The organism is Rossellomorea arthrocnemi (assembly GCF_904424705.1).
Classification (GTDB): Bacteria; Bacillota; Bacilli; order Bacillales; family Bacillaceae_B; genus Rossellomorea; species Rossellomorea arthrocnemi.
The window spans coordinates 1-256 of the sequence record NZ_CAJGBF010000077.1 but is presented as its reverse complement, the minus strand read 5'-3'; the positions used below and the strand labels follow the sequence as shown (position 1 = coordinate 256).

Sequence of the window (256 nt, the reverse complement as noted above, 5' to 3'; positions counted from 1 at the left end):
AGTAGTCAGAGCCCGTTAACGGGTGATGGCGTGCCTTTTGTAGAATGAACCGGCGAGTTACGATCCCATGCAAGGTTAAGTTGATAAGACGGAGCCGCAGCGAAAGCGAGTCTGAATAGGGCGAATTTTAGTATGTGGTCGTAGACCCGAAACCAGGTGATCTACCCATGTCCAGGATGAAGTTCAGGTAACACTGAATGGAGGTCCGAACCCACGCACGTTGAAAAGTGCGGGGATGAGGTGTGGGTAGCGGAGA

1 rRNA gene is annotated in these 256 nt (G+C 52.0%); it reads left to right on the top strand.

What is annotated here, in order from left to right:
- Positions 1–256, top strand: a 23S ribosomal RNA gene (locus tag BAA9072_RS24030); the annotation flags it as partial.